The organism is Mycobacterium tuberculosis H37Rv (genome assembly GCF_000195955.2).
Classification (GTDB): Bacteria; Actinomycetota; Actinomycetes; order Mycobacteriales; family Mycobacteriaceae; genus Mycobacterium; species Mycobacterium tuberculosis.
Genome location: NC_000962.3, coordinates 2,176,961 through 2,195,984 on the forward strand (window position 1 = coordinate 2,176,961; position 19,024 = coordinate 2,195,984).

Below are 19,024 nucleotides of genomic sequence, written 5' to 3' on the forward strand. Positions count from 1 at the left end.
TAGCGGACGGCTGTGTCGGGGGTGGTTTGGTTCGGACTCTAGTGGAGCCCGGTTGCGCACTCGGGTCCGACCAATGCGGGGCCGCGCCTCATACGCACGATAAGCGTGGGTGTATAGACTGCGGTTATGAATGACGGCTCCCGGCAGGAACTCAGGGTTCGTAGCGGCCTACTACAAATCGAGGACTGCCTGGATGCTGACGGCGGCATCGCATTGCCGGCAGGCACCACGCTGATCTCGCTCATCGAGCGCAACATCAAGTATGTCGGCGACCTCGTGGCGTATCGCTACCTGGACCACGCCCGTTCGGCCGCCGGATGCGCCCTGGAAGTGACCTGGACGCAATTCGGTATGCGATTAGCGGCCATAGGTGCACACGTGCAACGGTTCGCAGGCCCCGGCGACCGCGTTGCGATCCTCGCACCACAGGGCATCGACTATGTTTGCGGGTTCTACGCTGCAATCAAGGCAGGCACCGTCGCGGTGCCGTTGTTCGCACCCGAACTGCCGGGTCACGCCGAGCGTCTTGATACGGCACTTCGCGATTCGGAGCCAGCGGTCATACTCACGACGGCGGCGGCGAAAAACGCCGTTGAAGGTTTTCTGAACAACGTTCCGCGCCTGCGAAAGCCGACAGTCCTCGTCATCGATCAAATACCCGACCGCGAGGGGGAGCTGTTCGTCCCGGTCGAGCTGGACATCGACGCCGTATCCCACCTGCAGTACACCTCGGGCTCGACGCGACCCCCGGTCGGTGTCGAGATCACCCACCGCGCGGTCGGCACCAACCTGGTGCAAATGATCCTGTCGATCGACCTGCTCAACCGAAACACCCACGGCGTCAGTTGGTTACCGCTGTACCACGACATGGGCCTATCCATGATCGGCTTTCCGGCGGTCTATGGCGGACACTCCACCCTGATGTCGCCCACGGCGTTTGTCCGCAGGCCACTGCGATGGATCCAGGCGTTGTCCGAGGGGTCGCGGACCGGACGCGTGGTCACCGCGGCGCCAAACTTCGCCTACGAGTGGGCCGCACAGCGTGGACTACCCGCGCAAGGCGACGACGTCGACCTCAGCAATGTCGTGCTGATCATCGGTTCCGAACCAGTCAGCATCGATGCGGTGACCACGTTCAACAAAGCGTTCGCGCCCTATGGTTTACCGCGTACAGCGTTCAAACCCTCGTACGGCATAGCCGAGGCGACCCTGCTCGTCGCGACCATCGACCATGCCGCTGAGCCGACGGTTGTTTATCTTGACCCAGAGCAGTTGGGCGCCGGACACGCGACGCGCGTCGCGCCGGATGCGCCCAACGCCGTCGTGCACGTGTCGTGTGGCCATGTGGCCCGCAGCCTGTGGGCCGTGATCGTCGACCCGGATACCGGCCCCGAGGCGGGCGCCGAACTGCCCGACGGTGAGATCGGTGAGGTTTGGTTACAAGGCGACAACGTTGCTCGGGGGTATTGGGGACGGCCGGAAGAAACGCGGATGACGTTCGGTGCCCGCTTGCAATCACCGCTCGCCGAAGGCAGCCACGCCGACGGGTCCGCGATCGACGACACCTGGCTGCGCACCGGAGACCTCGGCGTGTACCTCGACGGTGAGCTCTACATCACCGGTCGAATCGCGGATCTGCTGACCATCGACGGCCGCAACCACTATCCGCAGGACATCGAGGCCACGGCCGCCGAGGCCTCGCCGATGGTGCGGCGCGGATACATAACCGCTTTCACGGTGCCGGCCAGCGACGGGGACGACCGCAATCAGCGACTGGTGATCATCGCCGAACGTGCGGCAGGCACCAGTCGCAGCGACCCGCGGCCGGCGCTCGACGCGATTCGCGCAGCGGTTTGCAACCGCCACGGGTTATCCGTTGCGGACCTGAGTTTCCTGCCGGCCGGCGCCATTCCACGCACCACCAGCGGGAAGCTGGCTCGCCAGGCCTGCCGCGCCCAATACCTCAGCGGTCGCCTGGGCGTGCATTAGCTACGATCTACGGCTCCCAAATCAGCAGATCCTCCATGCCGTTGTTCATCGCGACGATGGTTGGCGATGGGCCGGTGACATCGAAGTAGATTTTGCCGGTCGATTGTTCGCCTTGGGGGATAGTGGCTCCGCTAATGGTGTCGGGGCCCGCGGCTTGCCACAGCACCCGGTAGTTGATGCCGTCGGCGGTGCGGGCATTGAACTGCGAGACCGCGGGCGTGACGCTGCCGCGAATCGCATTGACCGTGGCAGTGGCCTCCCAGACCTGGCCGGCCACCGGATAGCCGGGGATGACTGCCGTGCTGGATTTGAGATCACTGACCTTCCAGCCGAGCACGACTTGGCCAACGGTGTCGGTCATCGTTAGCTCACTGCCAAGTTTTCCGGTGATGGGATAGGCAGCCAACGCGACCGGTGCCGCAAAGGTCGCGATGGCCGCCATGGCCACGACCGCTACTGCCGTCTTGATCATTGTGGTGAGCTTCATTGGTCCCTACCTCCACTACTTGTTGGGGCGATTACCTGGTTCGAACCTCGCCGACGTCATTACCTTAAGCCGCAAATGACCCGCTGCTAACTCCAGATTCGATAGGAACCGTGGGGCAGACGATGCCGTTCACATCCGTAGCCGGCGCACCGACGACGGGCGTGGCCATGAATGCTTGATGGCCGAGTCGTAGGCGACCAGCGCAAGGGAGCCAAACCGCATGTCAGGATGGTGTGGTGACCGCCATACCCGGCCCGTCGGGCGCCGAACCCGGTGAGAGCCGCGCGCTCGCGGGTTACCCGGTGACGCCGCCGGCGCTGCCCCGCCCGGTGATCTTCGACCAGCGCTGGACTGACCTGACCTTCATCCACTGGCCGGTGCTGCCGGAGAGCGTGGCAGGCAGCTACCCGCCCGGGACTCGCCCCGATGTCTTCGCCGATGGGATGACTTACGTGGGTCTGGTCCCGTTTCGCATGAGCAGCACCAAACTCGGCACCGCACTGCCGATCCCGTATGTCGGCACCTTCCCGGAGACCAATGTCCGGTTGTACTCCATTGATAACGCCGGCCGGCACGGGGTGCTTTTCCGGTCGCTGGAAACAGCTCGACTGACTGTCGTACCGCTCACGCGGATAGGACTCGGCATCCCGTACGCCTGGTCGAGGATGCGGATGATGCGCTCTGGTAAGCACATTACGTATCACAGTGTCCGCCGCTGGCCACGGCGCGGACTGCGCAGCCTATTGACGATCACCATCGGTGACCTGGTTGAGCCGACGCCGCTGGAAGTCTGGCTTACCGCACGGTGGGGTGCGCATACCCGCAAGGCTGGCCGGACTTGGTGGGTGCCGAACGAGCATAAGCCGTGGCCGTTGCGGGCCGCGGAGATCGCCGAGTTGAACGACGAGTTGATCGACGCAAGTGGCGTGCAACCCACTGGCGATCGGTTGCGCGCCCTGTTTTCACCGGGTGTGCATGCCCGATTCGGCCGTCCGTGTGTCGTTCAGTGACGTTTAGGGGCAGGTGTATCCACCATCAATCACGATGTCGGAACCGGTCATATAGCTGGAAGCCTCGCTAGCCAGATACAGGTAGAGGCCAGCGAGTTCTTCGGGCCGGCCCAACCGGCCCAACGGAATCTTGGGCTCCCATAGCGGCTGGTATTCCGTGTACGGTTCGACGAGCTCGGTCAGGATATAGCCCGGACTGACACTGTTCACCCGGATTTTATGCGGCGCCAACTCCACGGCCATGGCTTTGGTTAGATGAATGACCGCCGCCTTGGAGGCGCAGTAGTGGGAAACCTGCTGCGGGACGTTGATGATGTGGCCTGACATGGAAGCAGTGTTGATGATGACCCCGCCTTGGCCTTGTTTGACCATCGCCTTGGCAGCGGCCTGCGCGGTAAGGAAGACGCCTGTCACATTGGTGTTTTGGAGGCGCTGGAACTCTTCCAGCGGCATGTCCAGCATCGGAGTGACCGTGATGATGCCGGCGTTGCAGACCGCGATGTCGATCCCACCCAGCTCCGCGGTCACCTGATCCAACATGCTGGTCACCTGCTGGTGCTGGCTCACATCGCAGCAGACGGGCACGACCTTGCCACCTGATGTGCCAATCTCATCCGCCAACTTCTCTAAGGCATCCAAATGCCGTGCGGCGATCGCCACTTGAGCCCCGGCTTCGACGTATGCCAGGGCAACTCTCTTGCCGATGCCGGTGGATGCCCCGGTTATCAGCGCCCTCTTGCCGTGCAAGTCGAACAGGTCCAACACGCTCATTCGTGATCCCCTTTCGCGCGACGCAGGGCCGATACCTGATGGAATCACATGCCGAAATGCGTTCGATGAACTGCCGCAATGGCTTCCAGTGGTCCGCTCACTTCGACCCGCGCTACGGCTCGGCGTCCAAAGACGTACAGCAGCAACTCGCCGGGCGGTCCGGTCAGGCGAGCCGTCGGCTCGCCTGACCGGACCCTCACCCGCTTACCGGTTCCAACCCACTCGATCTCAAGCCCGCAACCGTGCAGCCGCCGACTCAGGAAGTGGCTGCCGCGCCGAACATTTCGCCATAGGGCAGCATCCATTTCGGGCGTGAGGCTTCGGGGCCCTCGTCCGCTGGCGCGGCGAACGTCCTCGTGATGGACAAAGAATTCGTTGAGGTTCGCCAAGGTACGAACCCATCCGATGCGGAAGAACCCCATCGGTGGACCGGACCGAATCCGAGCGACGAGCCACGTGAAGTCTTTACTCTGAGCCAATCTCGCTCTACGGCGTTCGGCAAACCGCTGGAAGGGACCCGGTAGAACGATGCAAAGGCCAGCAACGAGATCGCGTTCACGCAGCACGATGTGAGCGGCCAGGTCGTGAGCAGTCCAGCCCTCGATCAGTGTAGCAACCGCAGGACCGAGCTCCTCAAGGAGATCACAGAGCTCCAAGCGTTCTTGCGCGTCCAACGGGACATCAGCCACGCCGCGGGAGTCTACGGGCGACGTGCCTGCGCGCCAACGGGCTGCCGCTTGCGCCGTCGCGACTGCACAGCAGCCAGCGCCCGCTCCCAGGCGAGCAGCGTTGCGGCCGTCAGATTGGCCGGTTTGGCGCTGTCCTTGGACAGCAGCGCGGTCGCGGCGGCTTTGGTGGTCGGCGACGCCTTCGACATGTGACCGGAGTCGAACGGCGGCTGCGGGTCGTACTCGATCGCCAGCTGAATCGCCTTGGCCCGGGCCTCCCCGCCCAGCTGTCCGGCCAGCCAGAGGGCGAGATCGAGCCCGGCGGACACGCCCGCGCTCGTGACAATGTTGTCCTGGTGCACAATCCGCTCGTCGGCGACCGGGATAGCGCCGAATGCCTTGAGCGCGGGAAGCGTCAGCCAATGCGAGGTCGCGCGCCGGCCCCGGAGCCACACGAACCGCACCTGGGCGTGCGGCAGGTTTCGCAGCACCTCGTACGGGCCGACCACGTCCAGCGCGGTAACGCCGGGGTAGGCCACGAATGCGATTTGCGTCATCGGTGTTCTCCCTAGTGTCAGGCGAAGGCTTTGCGGTATTGGTCGGGTGATATCCCGACGCGGCGAATGAAGCTGCGGCGCATGGTTTCCGCGGTCCCGAAGCCGCATCGGGCGGCAATTGCCACCACGGTGTCGTGGGTCTCCTCCAACTGGCGGCGCGCAGCCTCGGTGCGGATGCGTTCGACGTACCGGCCGGGCGCCTCGCCGACCTCGTCGCTGAACACCCGAGTGAAATGACGCGGGCTCATGGCCGCACGTTGAGCCAGTTCGCCGATGCGGTGCGCGCCCCCGGCTCGGCCTCGATGGCCTCCTGCACCCGGCGGATCGAGGTCCGTTTGGCGCGTGGCATCCACACCGGAGCCGCGAACTGGGTCTGCCCACCGGGTCGGCGCAGATACAGGACGAGCCAGCGGGCAACCGTCTGGGCAATCTCGGTGCCGTGGTCGTCTTCGACCAGTGCCAGCGCGAGGTCGATGCCGGCGGTGACTCCAGCCGCGGTCCACACCTTCTGCGAACTGCGCATGAAGATCGGGTCGGCATCGACCCGAACGGCCGGAAATTCGCGGGCGAAATGTTCGGCAAAGGCCCAGTGCGTCGTCGCTCGGTGTCCGTCCCAACAACCCCGCTTCGGCCGCAAGAAACGCGCCCGTGCACACGGTGACGACGCGGCGGGCGGTGCCGGAGACGGCTTTGACCCAGTCGATGAGGGCCGGTTCGGACCGTGCGGCATCGACTCCGGCGCCACCGGGCAGGATCACGGTGTCGACGGGGTCGCCGGGGAATCCCACGATAACCACTCTTCGCGCCATGAATGCCAGTGTTGGCCAGGCGCTGGCCTGGCGTCCACGCCACACACCGCACAGATTAGGACACGCCGGCGGCGCAGCCCTGCCCGAAAGACCGTGCACCGGTCTTGGCAGACTGTGCCCATGGCACAGATAACCCTGCGAGGAAACGCGATCAATACCGTCGGTGAGCTACCTGCTGTCGGATCCCCGGCCCCGGCCTTCACCCTGACCGGGGGCGATCTGGGGGTGATCAGCAGCGACCAGTTCCGGGGTAAGTCCGTGTTGCTGAACATCTTTCCATCCGTGGACACACCGGTGTGCGCGACGAGTGTGCGAACCTTCGACGAGCGTGCGGCGGCAAGTGGCGCTACCGTGCTGTGTGTCTCGAAGGATCTGCCGTTCGCCCAGAAGCGCTTCTGCGGCGCCGAGGGCACCGAAAACGTCATGCCCGCGTCGGCATTCCGGGACAGCTTCGGCGAGGATTACGGCGTGACCATCGCCGACGGGCCGATGGCCGGGCTGCTCGCCCGCGCAATCGTGGTGATCGGCGCGGACGGCAACGTCGCCTACACGGAATTGGTGCCGGAAATCGCGCAAGAACCCAACTACGAAGCGGCGCTGGCCGCGCTGGGCGCCTAGGCTTTCACAAGCCCCGCGCGTTCGGCGAGCAGCGCACGATTTCGAGCGCTGCTCCCGAAAAGCGCCTCGGTGGTCTTGGCCCGGCGGTAATACAGGTGCAGGTCGTGCTCCCACGTGAAGGCGATGGCACCGTGGATCTGAAGAGCGGAGCCGGCGCATAACACAAAGGTTTCCGCGGTCTGCGCCTTCGCCAGCGGCGCGACCGTCTGGAGTTCGTCACCGTTGGCCGCGCTCATCGCGGCGAACATCACCGTCGCCCGGGTGGCGTCGATCTCGATCATCATGTCGGCGCAGGCGTGCTTGACCGCCTGGAAGGAACCGATCGGTCGATCGAATTGCGTTCGCCGCCCGGCGTATTGCACCGCCAGGTCGAGGCAGGCCTCGGCGCCGCCCAGCATCTCGGCGGCCAACAGCACCCGGGCCACGTCGAGCACCCGCTCCATATCGTCGGGCGTCCCGGCGGTCAGCGGCTCGGCGGGGGACCCCGCCAGCCGGAGCGTGGCGACCGGACGGGTGATGTCAAACGAGGGCAACGGTGTGACGGTCACCCCGGGGGCGTCGGCGGCCACGACGTGCAGAACGATCGACCCGTCGGCCACCGCGGGCACCACGAACAGGTCTGCGACGTGACCGTGCAGCACCGGGGTGCACTCGCCGGTGAGTGCGGGCCGACCGTCGCGCCGAACGGCCCGAACGGTGGTAGCCGACGCGACGTCGTGGCCACTGACGGCGATCGTTCCGATCCGCGCGCCGGTAAGCAGACCGGCGAGCAGGCGCTTGCGCTGCTCGTCGTCGCCCATGCGCAGAATCGCTTCGATCGCAAACACCGTGGCCGCAAAGGGAATTGGGGTGAGCGCCCGGCCGAGTTCGGCAAACGCGATCGCGGTCTCGACTAAGGTGGCACCCAATCCGCCGTGCTCCGGCGGGACGTGCAGCGCGGGTAATTCGAGCTCGGTGCAAAGCCGTTGCCACAGCCTGCGGTCGGATCCGTCCGCGGCAGCCATCTCCCGCACGGGCGCGCCCCGGCCAAGGAAGCCGCGCAGCGAGGCGCGGAAATCGTCTTGTTCGGTGCTGTATCGGAAGTCCACGTCAGCAGAGCACTTCGGGCCGCGGCTCCTTGGGGAGGCCGAGCAGCCGCTCGCCGATCACGTTGCGCTGGATCTGCGAGCTGCCGGCATAGATCGTCGCGGCCCGTGCGTAGAGCAGCTCATCCATCCAGCAGGCCGGGGAGTTTGGCGTACCCGCCTCCGGGACCAGCCGCGCACCGCCGTTGCCGGGCCCCCGCGGGCCCAGCGCCTCGAGCCCCAGGATTTCGACGGCGAGATCGGTGTACCGGCGGAAATATTCGCTCCAGATGACCTTCGTGATCGCGGCTTCCGCGCCGGGCGGCCGTCCGGTCAGGGCCAGGGTGAGGTCACGGTAGCCCCGATACCGCATGATCTGAACCCGGGCATAGCACCACGCCAAGCCGTCTCGTACCCGTGGATCGGTGTGTAATCCGCGGTCACGGGCCAGCTCGCACAGCCGCTGCAGGTCCCGCTCAAAATCGATGGCGGCGGTGGCGATGTGCGATCCGCGTTCGAAGCCGAGCAGCGTCATGGCGGTCGACCAGCCGTCGCCGACCCGGCCGACGACATTGCCGGCGCTGGTGCGGGCATCGGTCAGGAAGACCTCGCTGAACGAGGAGTGCCCGGCCGCGTTGACGATCGGCCGGACCACGACGCCGGGCTGGTCCATGGGCACCAGCAGAAACGACAGGCCCCGGTGTTTCGCAGCGCTGGGATCGGTCCGCGCCAGCAGGAAGATCCAGTTTGCGGTGGTGCCGGCCGACGTCCAGATTTTGTGGCCGTTGATCACCCATTCGTCACCGTCGAGCACCCCCCTGGTGCGCACCGAGGCCAGGTCGGAGCCGGCCTCCGGCTCGGAGAAGCCCTGGCACCACCGATGCTCGCCGCTGAGGATGCGCGGCAGGAAATGCCGCTTCTGCGCCTCGGAACCCAGGGCGATCAGGGTGTTGCCCAGCAGGTCGATTCCGAGCAGGTCGTTTTCCGCGCGTTCGGGCGCGCCGGCGCGGGCGAATTCCTCGGCGAGCACCACTTGTTCCATCGGGGACAGGCCACCACCCCCGTATTCCGTCGGCCAGGACACCGCGACCAGGCCAGCGCCGGCCAGGGCCCGCCGCCAGTGCCGGGCGAACTCTTCCCGCTCGTGGGGCGGCAGCGCCCCGGGTCCGGGCCACCCGGGCGGCAGGTGCTCGGCCACAAACTCCCGGATCCGGTCGCGGAACGCTTCCGCTTCGGGTGGGTAGCTGACGTCCACTGCGCGCCCCGGCCTCAGGGCCGCTGCTTGATCGCGGGCCGGATCTGCGGTGCGGCGCGCCAGTCCTCCAGGCCGTACTCGACCGTTCCGTAGGACAGCTTGCCGCCGGTGACTTCGCCCCAGTGCGCGTGATTGAGCTGGTGGATCTTGAAGCAACCGTCCAGCGCGGCGGAAAACCCCATGGCATCGACGGTTTGGTTCACCGATTCCTTGATCAGCAGTGCCGCCATCGTCGGCACCTTCGCGATCCGACGCGCGAATTCGATTGTGCTGGTCGCGAGTTCGTCAGCGGGAAACACCTTGCTGACCATCCCCAGCGCGTGGGCCTCGTCGGCGCCTATGCAGTCGCCGGTGAGCAGCAGTTCCTTGGTCTTGCGCGGCCCGAACTCCCACGGATGTCCGAAGTACTCGACCCCGCACATGCCCAGCCGGGTGCCGACCACATCGGCGAACACGGTGTCCTCGCTGGCGACGATCAGATCGCAGCACCAGGCCAGCATCAACCCCGCCGACAGCACGGCCCCGTGCACCTGGGCGATGGTGATCTTGCGCAGGTTGCGCCACCGCTTGGTGTTTTCGAAGTAGTAGTGCCACTCCTGGCGGTTGCGTGACTCGACCCCGCCGAAGGTCGCCCCGTTGCACCGGTAGCTGGGGTGCTGGTCCGGCCCGGGCGAGCGTTCCCGGATATCGTCAGCGGATCCGAGGTCGTGACCGGCGGAGAAGGCGGGGCCGGCGGCCCGCAGGATCACCACCCGGACGGTGTCGTCCGCCTCGGCAAGTTCGAAGGCGGCGCCCAGCTCGACCAGCATGCCGCGGGTCTGGGCGTTGCGTTGTTTCGGGCGGTCCAGGGTGATCGCGGCGATGCGCCCATCGTCGATGGTTTCGTAGCGGATGTATTCGAACTCCCGGGGCCGTCGGGAGCGTTCCCCGTCCGACCGGCGATCGACCGGACCGACCCTGCCGACGAACATGTCCGCTCCTTACTGGACGTGAACGGCTGACCTGTGCGAGGTTACCCGTCCCTTAGCCAACATGTCCATAGCCAATACGCACATGAGAGTGATCGATATAGACAAATTCCCATGCAAAGAAGCACTTGTGTACAACGAAGTATCTTGGTAGTACTGTGATATACGCAAAGGGCGCCACCGCAGCGCGCCGGGCATCCGACCGGTACAACCAGGAAGGGTTGACGATGGAGATCGGAATATTCCTCATGCCGGCCCATCCACCGGAGCGCACCCTCTACGACGCCACCCGGTGGGATCTGGACGTCATCGAGCTGGCCGATCAACTCGGCTACGTGGAGGCCTGGGTCGGCGAACACTTCACCGTGCCGTGGGAGCCGATCTGCGCCCCCGATCTGCTGTTGGCGCAGGCGCTGCTGCGCACCCAACAGATCAAGCTCGCCCCGGGTGCGCACTTGTTGCCCTACCATCATCCGGTCGAGTTGGCCCACCGGGTGGCCTATTTCGACCACCTCGCCCAGGGTCGGTTCATGCTCGGCGTGGGCGCCAGCGGCATCCCGGGTGACTGGGCGCTGTATGACGTGGACGGCAAGAACGGCGAGCATCGCGAAATGACCCGGGAAGCGCTGGAGATCATGCTGCGCATCTGGACCGAGGACGAGCCCTGGGAGCATCGCGGAAAGTACTGGAACGCCAACGGAATCGCGCCGATGTTCGAGGGTCTGATGAGGCGCCACATCAAGCCGTACCAGAAGCCCCACCCGCCCATCGGCGTCACCGGGTTCAGCGCCGGCTCGGAGACCCTCAAGCTCGCCGGCGAACGGGGTTACATCCCCATGAGTCTGGACCTCAACACCGAATACGTCGCCACCCACTGGGACGCGGTGGAGGAAGGCGCGCTGCGCAGCGGGCGAACCCCGGATCGCCGCGATTGGCGGCTGGTGCGGGAGGTGCTGGTGGCCGAGACCGATGAGCAGGCGTTCCGGTATGCCGTGGACGGCACGATGGGACGCGCCATGCGTGAGTATGTGCTGCCGACGTTTCGGATGTTCGGCATGACCAAGTTCTACAAACACAATCCGTCGGTGCCCGACGACGAGGTGACACCGGAGTATCTCGCCGAGAACACCTTCGTGGTCGGCTCGGTGCAGACCGTGGTCGACAAGCTCGAGGCCACCTACGACCAGGTCGGCGGGTTCGGCCACCTGCTGATCCTCGGGTTCGACTACAGCGATAACCCGGGCCCGTGGAAGGAGTCGTTGCGGCTGCTGGCCCACGAGGTCATGCCCAGACTCAACGCCCGCCTCGCCACCAAGCCCGCCACCGCGGTGGTGTAGCCATGGCGGTTCGTCAGGTCACCGTCGGCTATTCGGACGGCACGCACAAGACGATGCCGGTGCGGTGCGACCAGACGGTCCTGGATGCCGCCGAGGAACACGGCGTGGCCATCGTCAACGAATGCCAAAGCGGGATATGTGGCACCTGCGTGGCCACCTGCACCGCCGGCCGCTACCAGATGGGACGCACCGAGGGACTGTCCGATGTCGAGCGGGCGGCGCGAAAGATCCTCACCTGCCAGACGTTTGTTACCTCCGATTGCCGGATCGAGCTGCAGTATCCGGTCGACGACAACGCCGCCCTGCTGGTCACCGGTGACGGTGTGGTGACCGCGGTCGAGTTGGTGTCGCCCAGCACCGCCATCCTGCGGGTGGACACCTCTGGCATGGCCGGCGCGCTGAGATACCGGGCCGGCCAGTTCGCCCAATTGCAGGTTCCCGGTACCAACGTATGGCGCAACTACTCCTACGCCCATCCGGCCGACGGCCGCGGTGAGTGCGAGTTCATCATCAGGTTGCTGCCGGACGGCGTGATGTCGAATTATCTTCGCGACCGCGCCCAGCCCGGTGACCATATCGCGCTGCGCTGCAGCAAGGGCAGCTTTTATCTGCGCCCGATCGTGCGACCGGTGATCCTGGTCGCCGGAGGAACCGGCCTGTCAGCGATCCTGGCGATGGCCCAGAGCCTGGATGCCGATGTCGCTCACCCGGTCTACCTGCTCTACGGGGTCGAGCGCACCGAAGACCTGTGCAAGCTCGACGAACTCACCGAGCTGCGCCGCCGCGTTGGCCGCCTGGAGGTGCACGTCGTCGTCGCTCGCCCGGACCCCGACTGGGATGGGCGCACCGGGCTGGTCACCGACCTGCTCGACGAGCGGATGCTGGCGAGCGGTGACGCCGACGTGTATCTGTGCGGTCCGGTCGCCATGGTCGACGCAGCCCGAACCTGGCTGGACCACAATGGCTTTCACCGTGTCGGGTTGTACTACGAGAAGTTCGTGGCCAGCGGGGCGGCGCGCCGCCGCACCCCGGCTCGGCTGGATTACGCGGGCGTGGACATTGCCGAGGTGTGCCGCCGCGGCCGCGGCACCGCGGTGGTCATCGGCGGCAGCATCGCGGGCATCGCGGCGGCGAAAATGCTCAGCGAGACCTTCGATCGCGTCATCGTGCTGGAGAAGGACGGCCCGCACCGTCGCCGCGAGGGCAGGCCGGGCGCGGCACAGGGTTGGCACCTGCACCACCTGCTGACCGCCGGGCAGATCGAGCTGGAGCGCATCTTCCCTGGCATCGTCGACGACATGGTGCGCGAGGGAGCGTTCAAGGTCGACATGGCCGCGCAGTACCGTATCCGGCTGGGCGGCACCTGGAAGAAGCCCGGCACTAGTGACATCGAGATCGTCTGCGCGGGAAGGCCGCTGCTCGAATGGTGTGTGCGCCGCCGGCTCGACGACGAACCGCGCATCGACTTCCGCTACGAATCGGAGGTGGCCGATCTCGCCTTCGACCGCGCCAACAATGCCATCGTCGGCGTCGCCGTGGACAATGGCGACGCCGACGGAGGCGACGGTTTGCAGGTGGTGCCCGCCGAGTTCGTCGTGGACGCGTCGGGCAAGAACACCCGCGTGCCGGAGTTCTTGGAGCGTCTCGGTGTTGGCGCTCCCGAGGCCGAGCAGGACATCATCAACTGCTTCTACTCCACGATGCAGCACCGGGTTCCGCCGGAGCGGCGGTGGCAGGACAAGGTGATGGTGATCTGCTATGCGTACCGCCCTTTCGAGGATACCTACGCCGCGCAGTACTACACCGACAGCTCCCGCACCATCCTGTCCACCTCACTGGTGGCCTACAACTGCTATTCGCCGCCGCGTACCGCCCGAGAATTCCGCGCGTTCGCCGACCTGATGCCGTCCCCGGTCATCGGGGAGAACATCGACGGGCTGGAGCCGGCATCGCCCATCTACAATTTCCGCTATCCCAACATGCTGCGGCTGCGCTACGAGAAGAAGCGCAACCTGCCGCGGGCTTTGCTGGCGGTGGGCGATGCCTACACCAGCGCCGACCCGGTGTCGGGTCTGGGTATGAGCCTGGCGCTCAAGGAAGTTCGGGAGATGCAGGCGCTGCTGGCTAAATACGGCGCCGGTCACCGGGATCTGCCGCGCCGGTACTACCGGGCGATCGCCAAGATGGCCGACACGGCCTGGTTCGTGATCCGCGAGCAGAACCTGCGCTTCGACTGGATGAAGGACGTCGACAAGAAGCGCCCGTTCTATTTCGGTGTGCTGACCTGGTACATGGACCGCGTGCTGGAGCTGGTGCATGACGATCTCGACGCGTACCGGGAATTCTTGGCCGTCGTCCATCTGGTCAAGCCGCCGTCGGCGCTGATGCGACCCAGGATCGCCAGCCGCGTCCTCGGCAAATGGGCACGAACCCGATTGTCGGGCCAGAAGACGTTGATTGCCCGCAACTACGAAAATCATCCGATACCAGCCGAACCCGCGGACCAACTTGTAAACGCTTAGGAGAGCCCAACGTGTCGCAGGTCCATCGAATCCTGAACTGCCGGGGCACCCGCATCCATGCCGTGGCGGACAGCCCACCCGACCAACAGGGACCGTTGGTGGTGTTGCTGCACGGGTTTCCGGAGTCCTGGTACTCGTGGCGGCATCAGATTCCCGCGCTTGCCGGCGCGGGCTACCGCGTGGTGGCCATCGACCAGCGCGGGTATGGCCGCTCGTCGAAATACCGGGTGCAAAAGGCCTACCGCATCAAGGAATTGGTTGGCGACGTCGTGGGCGTCCTCGACTCCTATGGTGCGGAGCAGGCTTTCGTGGTGGGCCACGACTGGGGTGCGCCGGTCGCCTGGACCTTCGCCTGGCTGCACCCCGACCGATGCGCCGGCGTGGTGGGAATCAGCGTTCCGTTTGCCGGTCGCGGCGTGATCGGCCTGCCGGGCAGCCCGTTCGGCGAGCGCCGTCCCAGCGACTACCACCTGGAGCTGGCCGGGCCCGGAAGGGTCTGGTATCAGGACTATTTCGCCGTGCAGGACGGCATCATCACCGAGATCGAGGAAGACTTGCGGGGCTGGCTGCTCGGGTTGACCTACACCGTTTCCGGTGAGGGGATGATGGCGGCGACCAAGGCGGCCGTCGACGCGGGCGTCGACCTGGAGTCCATGGACCCGATCGACGTGATCCGTGCCGGACCGCTGTGTATGGCCGAAGGCGCGCGGCTCAAGGACGCGTTCGTCTACCCGGAGACCATGCCGGCCTGGTTCACCGAGGCCGATCTCGATTTCTACACTGGCGAATTCGAACGTTCCGGGTTCGGCGGGCCGCTGAGCTTCTACCACAACATCGACAACGACTGGCACGACCTGGCCGACCAGCAAGGCAAGCCGCTCACCCCGCCGGCTCTGTTCATCGGCGGCCAGTATGACGTCGGCACCATCTGGGGCGCGCAGGCCATCGAGCGTGCGCACGAAGTCATGCCGAACTACCGCGGCACCCACATGATCGCCGACGTCGGACACTGGATCCAGCAGGAAGCGCCCGAAGAGACCAACCGGCTGTTGCTCGACTTCCTAGGCGGGCTGCGGCCGTGAGCTGCACCTTCGACATGGTCCCGGAGACCGTCGATCATCTCGACGAGGTCGGGCTGCGGCGGGTCTTCGGCTGCTTTCCGTGCGGCGTGATCGCCGTCTGCGCGATGGTCGACGACCAGCCGGTCGGCATGGCGGCCAGCTCGTTCACGTCGGTTTCAGTTGACCCGCCGCTGGTATCGATCTGTGTGCAGAACTGTTCGACGACGTGGCCGAAGTTGCGCGACCGCCCACGGCTCGGTGTGAGCGTGCTCGCCGAGGGGCACGACGCGGCCTGTATGAGCCTGTCGCGCAAGGAAGGTAACCGGTTCGCCGGGGTGTTCTGGAGCGAATTGTCCAGCGGGGGTGTGGTGATCGCCGGGGCCGGCGCCTGGCTGGATTGCCGCCCGTACGCGGAGATCCCGGCGGGGGATCACCTGATCGCCCTGCTGGAGATCTGCGCGGTGCGCGCCGATCCCGAGACACCGCCGCTGGTGTTTCACGGTAGCCGGTTCCGCCGGTTGGAGTCTCGATGAAGACGACCGATGTGCGGGTACGTCGTGCGATCACGGCGATGGCGGGCGGTCACGCCGTGGTCCTGACCGGCGACCCCAATGGCGATGGCTATCTCGTCTTCGCCGCCCAGGCCGCGACGCCGCGGCTGGTTGCCTTTGCGGTCCGGCACACCTCGGGTTATTTGCGCGTCGCGCTGCCGGGCGCCGAATGCGAGCGACTGCACCTGCCGCCCATGTGTGACCGAGACACCACGCATTGCGTGTCGGTCGACGTTCGCGGCACCGGCACCGGAATCTCGGCGAGCGATCGCGCCTGGACCATCGCGGCACTGGCTTCGGCCACCTCCGTCGCCGCCGATTTCCAACGTCCGGGCCATGTGGTGCCCGTGCAGGCGCAAGCCGACGGTGTGCTGGGTCGGCGGGGACCCGCCGAGGCGGCCGTCGACCTGGCCCGCCTGGCGGAACGGCGGCCGGCCGCCGCGCTCTGCGAGATCGTCTCGCCCGATAATCCCGTCCAGATGGCGCACCACGCCGAGTCGGTCGAATTCGCCGTCGAACACGGACTGGCCATGGTCTCGATCGGGGAGCTGGTGGCGTATCGCCGGCGGATCGAGCCCCAGGTGGTCCGGTTTACGGCAGCGACGCTGCCCACCTGGGCCGGCGCCTCGCGTGTCATCGGCTTTCGTGACGTTTACGACCTCGGCGAGCATTTGGCGGTCATCGTGGGTGCGGTCGGTGCCGGGGTGCCCGTGCCGCTGCACGTCCACATCGAGTGCCTGACGGGCGACGTGTTCGGCTCGACGGCGTGCCGCTGCGGCGAGGAACTCAACGGCGCGCTGGCGAGGATGTCGGCTCAGGGCAGCGGCGTGGTCTTGTATCTGCGTCCGCCCGGACCCGCGCAAGCGTGCGGCTTGTTCGCCCGGGGCGATGCGGCGACCGATGTCATGCCGGAGACCGTGACATGGATCCTGCGCGATCTTGGGGTGTATGCGATCCGACTTTCCGATGATGTGCCAGGATTTGGGCTTGTCATGTTCGGGGCGATCCGAGAAGCCAGCACGTTGGCGGCCGCAGGTTGAACCATCCAGACCTGGCCGGCAAGGTCGCGATCGTTACTGGGGCGGGCGCCGGAATCGGTCTGGCGGTTGCCCGGCGACTCGCCGACGAGGGCTGCCATGTGCTGTGCGCGGACATCGATGGTGATGCCGCGGATGCCGCGGCCACCAAAATCGGTTGTGGCGCAGCGGCCTGCCGGGTTGACGTCAGCGACGAACAACAGATCATCGCCATGGTCGACGCCTGTGTTGCCGCGTTCGGCGGGGTGGACAAGTTGGTCGCCAACGCCGGTGTCGTTCATCTGGCTTCGCTCATCGACACCACCGTCGAGGACTTCGATCGGGTCATCGCGATCAATCTCCGCGGCGCCTGGCTGTGCACCAAGCATGCGGCACCGCGGATGATCGAGCGCGGCGGGGGAGCCATTGTCAACCTGTCGTCGTTAGCGGGCCAGGTAGCGGTGGGCGGCACCGGCGCATACGGCATGTCGAAGGCCGGCATCATCCAGCTCAGCCGCATCACCGCCGCCGAACTGCGCTCGTCGGGCATCCGCTCCAACACGCTGCTGCCCGCATTCGTCGACACCCCGATGCAGCAGACCGCCATGGCAATGTTCGACGGGGCCCTGGGCGCGGGGGGTGCGCGCTCGATGATTGCCCGGCTGCAGGGCCGCATGGCCGCACCGGAGGAGATGGCCGGCATCGTGGTGTTCCTGCTGTCCGACGATGCGTCGATGATCACCGGCACCACCCAGATCGCCGACGGCGGGACGATTGCCGCGCTGTGGTGATCCCCTCGGGTCAGGCGGTTTCGAAAGATCACGCGAGACATTGCCTGCGACGGCATGCTACATATGTGATTCCGGTGTATTCGGGCCTCTGCGCATTGCTTTCGATCACAATGAGCTTGGCCGCGAGCCGTCTTGTTCGTTGAGCCACGGGGCCGTTCGAATGCGTTCGTCAGAACTCCGGCTCGGATTCTCGCTAGTTTGCTGACGTGTCATCGAGAGCAATCGACGGCGACCTCGAGGGCCGTGCAGATGGCGCGCATCCGGATGTCGGCGAGGCGGCCAAGCCGATTCACCAATACCGCGACCGAGACACTTTCGACTGAGTCCAAATTCACCGCGGAACGGCGCGGGATCGGGTCGGAACCGGGTTCAAGAACAACCTCACTGGCTAGCCCTCGGATGGTCGTGGTGCAGGGCGCGACAAGTGCGCGTCGCAGCCGAGGGATCGCGGCATCGCGCGACAGCACGACGACTGGTCGCCGACCGATCTCAGCCATCTCACACCACCACACCTCTCCGCGCGCCGGAAGTGCGGTCACGAGTCTCCAGCCGCCCGCCGCCACGACGCTAGATCGCCCCACTCGTCGGGCTCATCGACCGGGTGCTTGTCGTAGGCCGCATAGCTGGCATCCACCTCGGCCGATCGATGACGAGCCAGTAATGCCGCAAGGGCCTCATCGATGAGGGCTGCGTCAGTGATTCCTGCCCGCATGTCGCGCGCACTTGTCAAGAGTGCGGCGTCGACAGTAGTGCTCAGCCGTATGCGATTCATGCCACTACTATGCCACACTCCGGGGCGTGGATCCGCCTGATCGGACGCAACGTGCTCGATACGGGCGAAACATTGGTCGCTGGACGAATTGATGAGGTCTACCGCGCAGCGCAACGTCACCTGCAACCGGGCCGTCTTCACGGTGCGGGTTCCGTGTCGATGAACGACGCTGCGGCACAACACTTTTTGTACTTGTGCCCCGAGCCGCACCAGCACTGTTGGTTGCGGCCCGGTGGCCAGGCCATCACATCGTGGTCACCGTGTGCTGTCAGGTACGCGGCATACTCGGCGCGGGCCTCCGGCGAGTCCGGCTCCTGACCCTGTTCGGCGCACCAGGCAGCGAAGGGTGCCACGCGGATCGCGGCGACCGCCAGTCCTGGGAAACCAGCCTCGGCGAATTCGACCAGCTTTTGCTGCATCCTCCGGCAGTACAGCGGGTGCGCCACCGGCCCGTCCGGACCGGTCACCAGGTCGCTGCCGGCGAAGTCTGGCCACAGGTCGAGCGCCCGCTCGTAGTCACCGGCAGGCAGCCACGCCAATGACACCGCGGTGATCGGTTCGGCGGATTCCGCCGCGGGTGTCTCATCGACGGGAGGCACCCGGCTGGCTCCGTTGTCACTCATGGTCCAACATCCTGCCGCATCACCACCGCACGCGGCATATGATGCTCGCAGTCGCGGTGGTGCGGCCTTATCGCCATGAGCGAAATCTTCTGTATCACTGATCATTCCGAGCCTATGACGGCCCGGTTCTTGTCAGTGGTGCTTCGTAGAATCCG

General features: G+C 65.9%; 20 protein-coding genes. 9 read left to right on the forward strand and 11 right to left on the reverse strand.

The features are described from left to right. Positions 1-126: 126 nt before the first annotated feature. Positions 127-1,989, forward strand: a complete 1,863-nt coding sequence (fadD31, locus tag Rv1925) for a fatty-acid--CoA ligase FadD31 (RefSeq protein NP_216441.2) — start codon at positions 127-129, stop codon at positions 1,987-1,989. A gap of 7 nt (positions 1,990-1,996) precedes the next feature. Here the strand turns inward: fadD31 and mpt63 are convergent, their stop codons facing one another. Then, positions 1,997-2,476 carry an immunogenic protein Mpt63 gene (mpt63, locus tag Rv1926c; RefSeq protein ID NP_216442.1) on the reverse strand — a complete coding sequence of 160 codons (480 nt, stop codon included), beginning with the start codon at positions 2,474-2,476 and terminating at the stop codon, positions 1,997-1,999. Positions 2,477-2,712: 236 nt separating this feature from the next. On the opposite strand from mpt63, the gene Rv1927 reads away from it, so the two are divergent. After that, on the forward strand, positions 2,713-3,486 hold the full coding sequence (locus tag Rv1927; protein NP_216443.1) for a hypothetical protein: 774 nt from the start codon (positions 2,713-2,715) through the stop codon (positions 3,484-3,486). A 3-nt stretch (positions 3,487-3,489) separates the two neighbouring features. On the opposite strand, the gene Rv1928c is transcribed toward Rv1927, so the two are convergent. Genes Rv1928c through Rv1931c form a run of 4 tightly spaced genes read right to left on the reverse strand, consistent with a single transcriptional unit; the run spans position 3,490 to position 6,279 of the window. After that, positions 3,490-4,257, reverse strand: coding sequence for a short-chain type dehydrogenase/reductase (locus tag Rv1928c; protein NP_216444.1), 768 nt, complete (start codon positions 4,255-4,257; stop codon positions 3,490-3,492). Between the two features lie 44 nt (positions 4,258-4,301). Continuing rightward, complete coding sequence (locus tag Rv1929c) at positions 4,302-4,946, reverse strand: hypothetical protein (protein ID NP_216445.1); 645 nt, start codon at positions 4,944-4,946, stop codon at positions 4,302-4,304. Positions 4,947-4,957: 11 nt separating this feature from the next. Further along, positions 4,958-5,482 carry a hypothetical protein gene (locus tag Rv1930c; protein ID NP_216446.1) on the reverse strand — a complete coding sequence of 175 codons (525 nt, stop codon included), beginning with the start codon at positions 5,480-5,482 and terminating at the stop codon, positions 4,958-4,960. Between the two features lie 17 nt (positions 5,483-5,499). Beyond that, positions 5,500-6,279: a transcriptional regulator gene (locus tag Rv1931c; protein NP_216447.1), complete on the reverse strand. Its 780-nt coding sequence runs from the start codon at positions 6,277-6,279 to the stop codon at positions 5,500-5,502. Positions 6,280-6,411: 132 nt separating this feature from the next. On the opposite strand from Rv1931c, the gene tpx reads away from it, so the two are divergent. Continuing rightward, positions 6,412-6,909, forward strand: a complete 498-nt coding sequence (gene tpx / locus Rv1932; protein NP_216448.1) for a 2-Cys peroxiredoxin — start codon at positions 6,412-6,414, stop codon at positions 6,907-6,909. On the opposite strand, the gene fadE18 is transcribed toward tpx, so the two are convergent. The 3 genes from fadE18 to echA13 are packed head-to-tail and all read right to left on the reverse strand — an operon-like array spanning position 6,906 to position 10,199. Further along, positions 6,906-7,997, reverse strand: a complete 1,092-nt coding sequence (gene fadE18 / locus Rv1933c; protein ID NP_216449.1) for an acyl-CoA dehydrogenase FadE18 — start codon at positions 7,995-7,997, stop codon at positions 6,906-6,908. The two genes, tpx and fadE18, sit on opposite strands and share 4 nt — an antisense overlap. 1 nt (position 7,998) lies before the next feature. Continuing rightward, positions 7,999-9,228, reverse strand: coding sequence for an acyl-CoA dehydrogenase FadE17 (gene fadE17 / locus Rv1934c; protein NP_216450.1), 1,230 nt, complete (start codon positions 9,226-9,228; stop codon positions 7,999-8,001). A 14-nt stretch (positions 9,229-9,242) separates the two neighbouring features. Next, complete coding sequence (echA13, locus tag Rv1935c; protein NP_216451.1) at positions 9,243-10,199, reverse strand: enoyl-CoA hydratase EchA13; 957 nt, start codon at positions 10,197-10,199, stop codon at positions 9,243-9,245. A 224-nt stretch (positions 10,200-10,423) separates the two neighbouring features. Between echA13 and Rv1936 the strand changes: the two genes are divergently transcribed. Genes Rv1936 through Rv1941 form a run of 6 tightly spaced genes read left to right on the forward strand, consistent with a single transcriptional unit; the run spans position 10,424 to position 17,474 of the window. After that, positions 10,424-11,533: a monooxygenase gene (locus tag Rv1936; protein NP_216452.1), complete on the forward strand. Its 1,110-nt coding sequence runs from the start codon at positions 10,424-10,426 to the stop codon at positions 11,531-11,533. A 2-nt stretch (positions 11,534-11,535) separates the two neighbouring features. Then, positions 11,536-14,055, forward strand: coding sequence for an oxygenase (locus Rv1937; RefSeq protein ID NP_216453.1), 2,520 nt, complete (start codon positions 11,536-11,538; stop codon positions 14,053-14,055). An 11-nt stretch (positions 14,056-14,066) separates the two neighbouring features. After that, the gene (gene ephB, locus Rv1938) at positions 14,067-15,137 is read left to right on the forward strand and encodes an epoxide hydrolase EphB (RefSeq protein ID NP_216454.1); all 1,071 of its coding nucleotides are present in this window, start codon (positions 14,067-14,069) and stop codon (positions 15,135-15,137) included. Further along, positions 15,134-15,649, forward strand: coding sequence for an oxidoreductase (locus Rv1939; RefSeq protein ID NP_216455.1), 516 nt, complete (start codon positions 15,134-15,136; stop codon positions 15,647-15,649). Before ephB ends, Rv1939 begins: the two co-directional genes overlap by 4 nt. Continuing rightward, entirely contained in the window at positions 15,646-16,707 is a 1,062-nt protein-coding gene (gene ribA1 / locus Rv1940) for a riboflavin biosynthesis protein RibA (RefSeq protein YP_177851.1), read from the forward strand. Before Rv1939 ends, ribA1 begins: the two co-directional genes overlap by 4 nt. Further along, complete coding sequence (locus Rv1941) at positions 16,704-17,474, forward strand: short-chain type dehydrogenase/reductase (protein NP_216457.1); 771 nt, start codon at positions 16,704-16,706, stop codon at positions 17,472-17,474. Before ribA1 ends, Rv1941 begins: the two co-directional genes overlap by 4 nt. A 209-nt stretch (positions 17,475-17,683) precedes the next feature. Here Rv1941 and mazF5 read toward each other — a convergent pair whose 3' ends face one another. Genes mazF5 through Rv1944c form a run of 3 tightly spaced genes read right to left on the reverse strand, consistent with a single transcriptional unit; the run spans position 17,684 to position 18,974 of the window. Beyond that, the gene (gene mazF5 / locus Rv1942c) at positions 17,684-18,013 is read right to left on the reverse strand and encodes a toxin MazF5 (protein ID NP_216458.1); all 330 of its coding nucleotides are present in this window, start codon (positions 18,011-18,013) and stop codon (positions 17,684-17,686) included. Further along, on the reverse strand, positions 18,010-18,387 hold the full coding sequence (gene mazE5, locus Rv1943c; protein ID NP_216459.1) for an antitoxin MazE5: 378 nt from the start codon (positions 18,385-18,387) through the stop codon (positions 18,010-18,012). The genes mazF5 and mazE5 overlap by 4 nt, the downstream gene beginning before the upstream one ends. After that, positions 18,384-18,974, reverse strand: coding sequence for a hypothetical protein (locus Rv1944c; protein NP_216460.1), 591 nt, complete (start codon positions 18,972-18,974; stop codon positions 18,384-18,386). Before Rv1944c ends, mazE5 begins: the two co-directional genes overlap by 4 nt. Positions 18,975-19,024 lie beyond the last annotated feature (50 nt).

Bases quoted from the DNA above. Each gene is read 5' to 3' on its own strand.
- Rv1937 (NP_216453.1), top strand. From the start codon at position 11,536: ATGGCGGTTCGTCAGGTCACCGTCGGCTATTCGGACGGCACGCACAAG.
- mpt63 (NP_216442.1), bottom strand. From the start codon at position 2,476: ATGAAGCTCACCACAATGATCAAGACGGCAGTAGCGGTCGTGGCCATG.
- ribA1 (YP_177851.1), top strand. From the start codon at position 15,646: ATGAAGACGACCGATGTGCGGGTACGTCGTGCGATCACGGCGATGGCG.
- Rv1928c (NP_216444.1), bottom strand. From the start codon at position 4,257: ATGAGCGTGTTGGACCTGTTCGACTTGCACGGCAAGAGGGCGCTGATA.
- tpx (NP_216448.1), top strand. From the start codon at position 6,412: ATGGCACAGATAACCCTGCGAGGAAACGCGATCAATACCGTCGGTGAG.
- fadD31 (NP_216441.2), top strand. From the start codon at position 127: ATGAATGACGGCTCCCGGCAGGAACTCAGGGTTCGTAGCGGCCTACTA.
- Rv1930c (NP_216446.1), bottom strand. From the start codon at position 5,482: ATGACGCAAATCGCATTCGTGGCCTACCCCGGCGTTACCGCGCTGGAC.
- Rv1936 (NP_216452.1), top strand. From the start codon at position 10,424: ATGGAGATCGGAATATTCCTCATGCCGGCCCATCCACCGGAGCGCACC.
- echA13 (NP_216451.1), bottom strand. From the start codon at position 10,199: ATGTTCGTCGGCAGGGTCGGTCCGGTCGATCGCCGGTCGGACGGGGAA.
- Rv1944c (NP_216460.1), bottom strand. From the start codon at position 18,974: ATGATCAGTGATACAGAAGATTTCGCTCATGGCGATAAGGCCGCACCA.